Source organism: Clostridium polynesiense (assembly GCF_000820705.1).
GTDB classification, from domain to species: Bacteria; Bacillota; Clostridia; order Clostridiales; family Clostridiaceae; genus Clostridium_AA; species Clostridium_AA polynesiense.
Genome location: NZ_CCXI01000100.1, coordinates 59,388 through 66,187 on the forward strand (window position 1 = coordinate 59,388; position 6,800 = coordinate 66,187).

Annotated in this window: 5 protein-coding genes and 1 pseudogene; 3 read left to right on the plus strand and 3 right to left on the minus strand. The window is 33.5% G+C overall.

Features of this window, described 5'->3' with window-relative positions; all coding sequences use genetic code 11:
- Window positions 1-7: 7 nt before the first annotated feature.
- Window positions 8-880, plus strand: a pseudogene (locus TA89_RS09380) (metal ABC transporter permease); the annotation flags it as partial.
- Window positions 881-1,140: 260 nt separating this feature from the next.
- Window positions 1,141-2,262, plus strand: coding sequence for a metal ABC transporter permease (locus tag TA89_RS09385; RefSeq protein WP_040212837.1), 1,122 nt, complete (start codon window positions 1,141-1,143; stop codon window positions 2,260-2,262).
- A gap of 27 nt (window positions 2,263-2,289) precedes the next feature.
- Here TA89_RS09385 and TA89_RS09390 read toward each other — a convergent pair whose 3' ends face one another.
- From TA89_RS09390 to orr, 3 genes are read right to left on the minus strand one after another with little or no spacing between them, the layout of a single operon-like run.
- Entirely contained in the window at window positions 2,290-3,027 is a 738-nt protein-coding gene (locus tag TA89_RS09390; protein WP_040212838.1) for a tetratricopeptide repeat protein, read from the minus strand.
- A gap of 42 nt (window positions 3,028-3,069) precedes the next feature.
- Entirely contained in the window at window positions 3,070-4,077 is a 1,008-nt protein-coding gene (locus tag TA89_RS09395) for a hypothetical protein (RefSeq protein ID WP_040212840.1), read from the minus strand.
- 18 nt (window positions 4,078-4,095) lie between these two features.
- Window positions 4,096-5,163: an ornithine racemase Orr gene (orr, locus tag TA89_RS09400; RefSeq protein WP_040212841.1), complete on the minus strand. Its 1,068-nt coding sequence runs from the start codon at window positions 5,161-5,163 to the stop codon at window positions 4,096-4,098.
- A 418-nt stretch (window positions 5,164-5,581) separates the two neighbouring features.
- Between orr and TA89_RS09405 the strand changes: the two genes are divergently transcribed.
- Window positions 5,582-6,658: an N-acetyltransferase DgcN family protein gene (locus TA89_RS09405; protein WP_040212843.1), complete on the plus strand. Its 1,077-nt coding sequence runs from the start codon at window positions 5,582-5,584 to the stop codon at window positions 6,656-6,658.
- Window positions 6,659-6,800: the final 142 nt, after the last annotated feature.

Here is a 6,800-nt window from a genome sequence, read left to right on the forward strand (position 1 = left end):
TGATAGCATGGAAGCATTAAAATTATTTTTTACTGATTATACCCTTCAGGTAGTTTCACTGGGCTCTGCTCTTTTAGGAATAATCAGTGGAGTTTTAGGAAGCTTTGCAGTTATAAGAAAAGAAGGCCTGCTAGGTGATGCTGTTTCCCATGCTGCACTTCCCGGAATAGCATTAGCATTTCTGCTTACAAATTCTAAAAACACTGAGATTCTTCTTTTAGGTGCATTAGCCTCCGGATTAATTGCAGCCTTTATAATACTTTCCATAGTAAAGAATTCCAGGATTAAATTTGATAGTGCATTAGCATTGGTCTTATCAGTATTCTTTGGAGGAGGGCTTGTTCTCCTCACCCATATTCAAAAGATTCCTAATGCTAATCAGGCTGGTTTGGATAAATTTATTTTTGGACAGGCGTCTACACTATTAGAAAGAGATGTAAATATTATGATTATCATGGGATTTATACTCCTTACTCTAGTAGTAGTATTCTGGAAAGAATTTAAAATCGTGTCCTTTGACCCGGACTTTGCAGAAAGTTTAGGTTTTTCAACTAAAAAGGTAAACATCTTATTATCTATCATGATAGTTACAGCTATAATAATCGGTCTTCAAACCGTAGGTGTTATACTGATGAGCGCTATGATAATAGCTCCTTCAGCAGCTTCAAGGCAGTGGACCGATAAGCTGTCTATAATGGTAATACTCTCAGCGGTATTCGGAGCTCTATCAGGTATTATAGGCACTGTTCTCAGCTCAATAGTGGATAAGCTGCCCACAGGACCTTCCATAGTAATAGTATTAAGCATAATAGTATTTATAAGTCTTGCTATAGCTCCTAAGAGAGGTCTTTTGTGGAGATATATAAGGGATAGGAAAAATCATAAATCCATAAATGAATATATGATTTTATCTGATCTCTATAACTTAGCCATGAATCATAAAGACCACTTCCACAGCCATGACATAACTGTAATAAATCCATCCATGGCAGTACAGAGTAAAGGACTTAAGGAACTTCACAATAAGCTGAAATCTTTAAAAGATAAAGGTATGGTAGTTGAAGTTAATAATAATCAGTGGTCTATTACCAATAAAGGTATAGATGCCATAGAAAATCAATTTAAAGGGAGGGAAAATAAATGAATCCAGATTTAGAAATACAAATAATCGCCATAATTGTAGCTGTTGCCTGTTCATTGCCTGGAGTCTTCTTAGTTTTAAGAAGGATGTCAATGATGTCAGACTCTATAACCCATACAATTTTATTAGGTATTGTAGCAGCCTTCTTTATGGTTCATGATCTCTCCTCCCCTCTGCTTATAGTAGGAGCTGCAGTGGTAGGAGTTCTAACAGTATTCCTTACAGAAATGCTGAATTCCACAAAGCTTGTATCAAAAGATTCTTCCATAGGAATAATCTTTCCCTTCCTCTTCAGCATAGCCATAATAATAATATCCAGATATGCAGGTTCAGTGCACCTGGATACAGACTCAGTGCTGTTAGGTGAACTGGCCTTTGCCCCCTTTAACAGAATGAAGCTCTTTGGAATAGATATAGGAGCAAAGGCGATATACTCCATGGGAGCAATACTAGTTTTGAATTTGCTTTTTGTAATATTCTTCTTTAAGGAACTGAAAATAGTTACCTTTGATCCTGCTTTAGCAGCGGTTTTAGGCTTTTCTCCAGCATTGATACACTACAGCCTCATGACAGTAGTTTCCGTCACAGCGGTGGGTGCCTTTGAATCTGTAGGTTCTATTTTAGTAATAGCCTTTATGATAGGACCTCCTGTAACAGCTTATTTATTAACGGATGATCTTAAAAAGATGCTTATATTGAGCGGTATAATAGGTGCAATCAACGGAATAGCAGGTTACCAGTTTTCATCTTTAATTGATGTATCCATAGCAGGCTCCATGGCTTTAGCTACAGGACTTTCCTTCCTATTAGTATTTATATTTGCTCCTGAAAGAGGTCTTGTGACAACATTGAGAAGGCGCCACAGCCAGAAGATTCACTTTGCAGAAAACTCTCTGCTATTCCATCTCTTCAATCACGAAAATGATACAAATGAAGCATTGGAATGCGGGGTGGATACCATACACCACCACCTGCACTGGAATCAAACCTTCCTTGAAGCTACTATAAAGCGCCTTCTGGAAACAAACAAAATACGTATTGAAAACAATGTTATAAAGCTCACACCTTCCGGCAGAGAATACGCCATAAAAAGCTATGAAGAAATAGTGCCAGGGGCCTGACAAATGTCAGGTGCCTGGCACCTGACATTATGTTCGCATATCATCTTCTAAACCTTCCTCTATTTCTTCTTTGGCTTTTAGAAGCTTAGCTTTGTATTTACTTTTACTGTAGGGGTACCTGCTTAATGCCTCCTCAATAAAAATCACTTTATGCCTGGCAAGATAATTATCATTACTCATAACCATGTCATAGGCTGCTTTAAGCGGATCTCCGTTCTTATACTCTTTTATATATCTTTTATAATAGGCTATCATTTTCTCCAGATAAGTATGGTCTAAACCGTTTATATTCCCATTATTACTGAGAGTGTGTGCCTTTTCCAATATTTCCAGAGCTTTGTCTTCCTGAGAAATTAAAAGCACCTGAGCTAAATTAATGTAGGGATGTATATTATCCGGCTGAAGCTCTGTAACCCTTCTAAAACTTTCTTCAGCTTTTTTATAGTCTTTAAGATTAAAAGCTGCCAATCCCAGCCTATGGATTATATCCTCATTCCGTGGGTCTATTTCTGCTGCCTTTTCTATTATAGCAAGAGCCTTATCATACTGTCTTTCCCTTTCATAATGAAGAGATATATCCATGTATGCTTTAGTTTTTTCAGGATATTCCTTAACGTAATTCTCAATTCCTCTATTTCTTTCTGGTGGAAAGAAATCTCTATCAATAATGCTGAGGTCTACATTTTTATTATAAAGTATCTCGTTGTTTTCGTTTTTTTTGTGAGCCTTTAATATGTCTCTCAACTTTTCTTCGTATTCCTCCACAGTTAATCCAACCTCTTTTTTAAAAGCTTCATTAAAGCCATGTTATAATGTACTCTTAAGTATTCTTTTTATTATATCCACTCCCTTTAAATCAGAAAGATTAAATATTGCAAAATGCGACTGAAGATATATATCTTCCCCTTCTTCTATAGCCCTGCTCCATTCCTCATCTGTATACAGCTTATTAAAGGGAATTATTTTTTTAGGAAATCCCTCGCTGAATATGGGAGAAACCATGGAAATATATTCCGCCACCCCTTCATTAAACCACACCGGAATTGCATTTAAAGTACTGTTATTATCTTTAAAAAACATGTCTAAATAGTAATGGGTATATTCATGTCTTAGAGTATCTTTAAAGGCAGAAGACTTAAAGTTAAAGCCTAAAATATCCTCATAAGCGTCTACTGCAATCATACTTATCTGATTATTAAATTTGCTGCTTATATAAATTCCCTTATACTCTTTATAAAGTGTAGATAAGGAATTATATTCTTCTTCATTAAATTCCAGTTTAAAATTTAAATTTCTTAGATTTACAGGAATTAATATACTTTCGCAATCCTCCTGTATATTGTCTAAATAGTGCTTAACCAGCGGAATTCCATGTTCTATATCTTTTAAATAATATAAATTCACATTATTATACTGCTCTTTATTAAATACTTTATCGGAATATTTTTTAGATTTCGTTGTATTGTAAAAAGAATAAATAGAAATATTGGATTGTAAGGATGCTTTTAAATCAGGACTCTGTAATTGTATAGCCGCAATCCCCAAAAAGACCAGAATAGTACTGTTAATAAGCAAAAATAACGAAGTAATTATAATTGATGCTGTTCCCCATTTTCCATAAAAAATTAAAAATCTTTTATTTTTAAAGGTCATTCTTCTGATAAGTAAAATAGTAATCACCAAAATAGCTGTGCCGAATATAATATAGGCAATTATAAGCCGCTTTAGATTTAGGAAAAATATTATTGATAGGAAGGTTGAAGTTCCTAAAAACAATAAAAGTAAAGACATACCAAGGTGTTTTAATAACTTCATCTTGTTATTTCCTCTCCATCATTTTATGTACCTTTTTTCTATATAAGAGGAGATCATAACAGAAAGCAAACATCCGTAGTTCACATCAAATTCCACTATATCCCCTACTGAATATTTATTACCGCAGGAGGTTATATTGAGAATCAAATGATCACTGCTTGCTCCCAGTATTTCTATTTTTTTGTCTCTGGGATATATTACTTCTAAAAGTATGTCTTGTTTTCCTAAAGCTACTATAGCGCGTTTCATAAAGCCTTTATCCTCAAATTCAGGTTTGTTTCCAAAGGCATCCAGACCTATTTTACCTTCCGGAATTGATGGCTTTTCCTTTATTTCGATGATTTCCCCTTTTAAAGTAAATACATCTTTATGTAAATGATCAATATCCTTTCCAAAGGCTGTTTCCCTTCCCAGTATAAATCCTTCTCCAATCCTTAAATGATTTATTCCCTTTGGAATATTTCCCCCTTCAACCATATATAAGCTGCTTGAATTCCCCCCTGAAACCAGCGGAATATTTATATTTAAACTTTCTTCTATATTATGTTTAATTTCCAAAAGTCTTCCCATATTATTTTCATCAGGAATTACTCCTCCATAACAGGTAAGATTTGTCCCTATTCCCAAAAGTTCTATTCCTTTAAGCTCTAGTATCTCTTTAACGATTTCTATAGCATCTTTTGGAAGTACGCCTTCTCTTAAATCTCCCAAATCCACCATAAGAATTATTGAATGCTTTTTACTTCTATTTTCTGCTTCTCTCGATAAGGCTTGTATGACTTTTAATTCAGAGTTTAAGCTTATATCGCAGTATTCTACAACCTCCTCTACTTCACTGAGCATAGGAATACGAACTAAAAGCTTTTTGAAATGAAGTTTTTTTAATCTACGGAAATTATCTATTCTGGACTCTCCAAGGGTATCTGCTCCTGAATTTACGATCTCCTTAATTATAGTTTCATCTCCGCAGAATACTTTAGTTACAAAAGCTGTACTTATGCCTTTATCTCTGCAGATATCTTTAATTTTTTTTACATTATAGGATATCTTATTAAGATCTATTTCTAAACAAGGATATTTACTCATATTTTCTGCCTCCTTAAAAAAAATCTTCTTAAGTATTATGAAGATACCCTTACATAATACCCGATCTAAAAAAATTATTTTCTAATGTTTAGTAATTTAATTATAAACCAAAAAGCCGATCTAAATTTCAAATATTCTGTAAATTTAATTGCTATTATAAAATATTATATATGAATTGTGTTATAATAAAGACAGAAAATTGTAGCTTTTTTTACCAGTGCATATAATAATATACCTTCTAAATCACCATTACTGTAATAAAAATCCTTGCATTATCTTGGATTTAAAGGATTACTTTGCAGTTTGTAGTGATTTTTATTAAAAGATCCTTATCTATATTATTACATATTTAGGAAAATAATACTAATACAATTTTTCTTATTTTAAATGCAATAAAACTTCAGAAAGGAGTAGAATTATGGGAAATAAAGCATTAGTTTATTGTCAAGGTTTGTTTGGGGAATCCGATGGAAAGGTAGCTAATGGATTAGTAAGATATTCAGAAAAATATCAAATACTAGGAATAATAGACAGCACCAAAGCCGGTATGGATGCAGGTGAATATTTGGATGGAGTTAAAAACAATATTCCTATTTTTTCAAATATTGAAGAGGCTTTAAATCTTTTAAAAGTTACTCCTGACCAATTCATTATTGGACTTGCCTTGGCTGAATCTTACCTTCCTGACACTATAATTAAACCCGTTAAGGAAGCCATGAAACACGGTATGAATATTATAAATGGTCTTCCAATTTTCTTTAATGATAATAAAGAACTAAAAAAAGCATCTATGGAATACGGAGTAAAAATCTATGATATTAGAAAACCTAAGCCACTTACAGATCTAAATTTATTTACCGGTAGAATAAACGAAGTAACGGTGCCTGTTATAGCAGTGCTGGGTACAGACTGTGCAATAGGTAAGAGGACAACCTGTATGGAATTAGTGAAGGATATGAGGAACATGAACATAAACACCGCTTTTGTTGCCACAGGTCAAACAGGTATACTGCAGGGAGCTAAATATGGAGTTCCTATAGATGTAATCAATTCTCAATATGTGGTGGGAGAAATTGAAGCTGCTGTAGTTGCTGCTTATGAAAATGAAAAGCCTGATATAATTATAGTGGAAGGTCAAAGTTCTTTAAGCCATCCCGCATATTTATCCTCTTACGGTATAATAAAAGGAGCTAAACCTGATGCCATTCTTCTGCAGCATGCGCCAAAGAGAAAGATAAGGGTAGACTTTCCTTTCCTTGAAGTTCCTTCATTAGAAAGCGAAATAGAACTCCTTCAATACCTTTCAAAAAAGCCAGTAATAGGTGTAACTATCAATCATGAAGATATGACTGATATAGAAGTGGAAAAGTATACAAAGCAGTGTGAAAAGAAATATCATATTGTAACTGCTGATATTTTAAAGCAGGGATCTTCTAAAATAATAGCTGAAATTTTAAGAATGTTTCCGGAAGTTTCCAAAAATAATGCTTCCTAATATCGCAGCTTTTATCCAGTAATTATCCAGTAATCATTGAAAAATTTATATCATGCTTATACAGTCATACAGAAAACTTGATGTTAAAAACTAATACAGAAATAAAAATGATATTAAAAAGCAATCCTGAGTTTATAAGGAT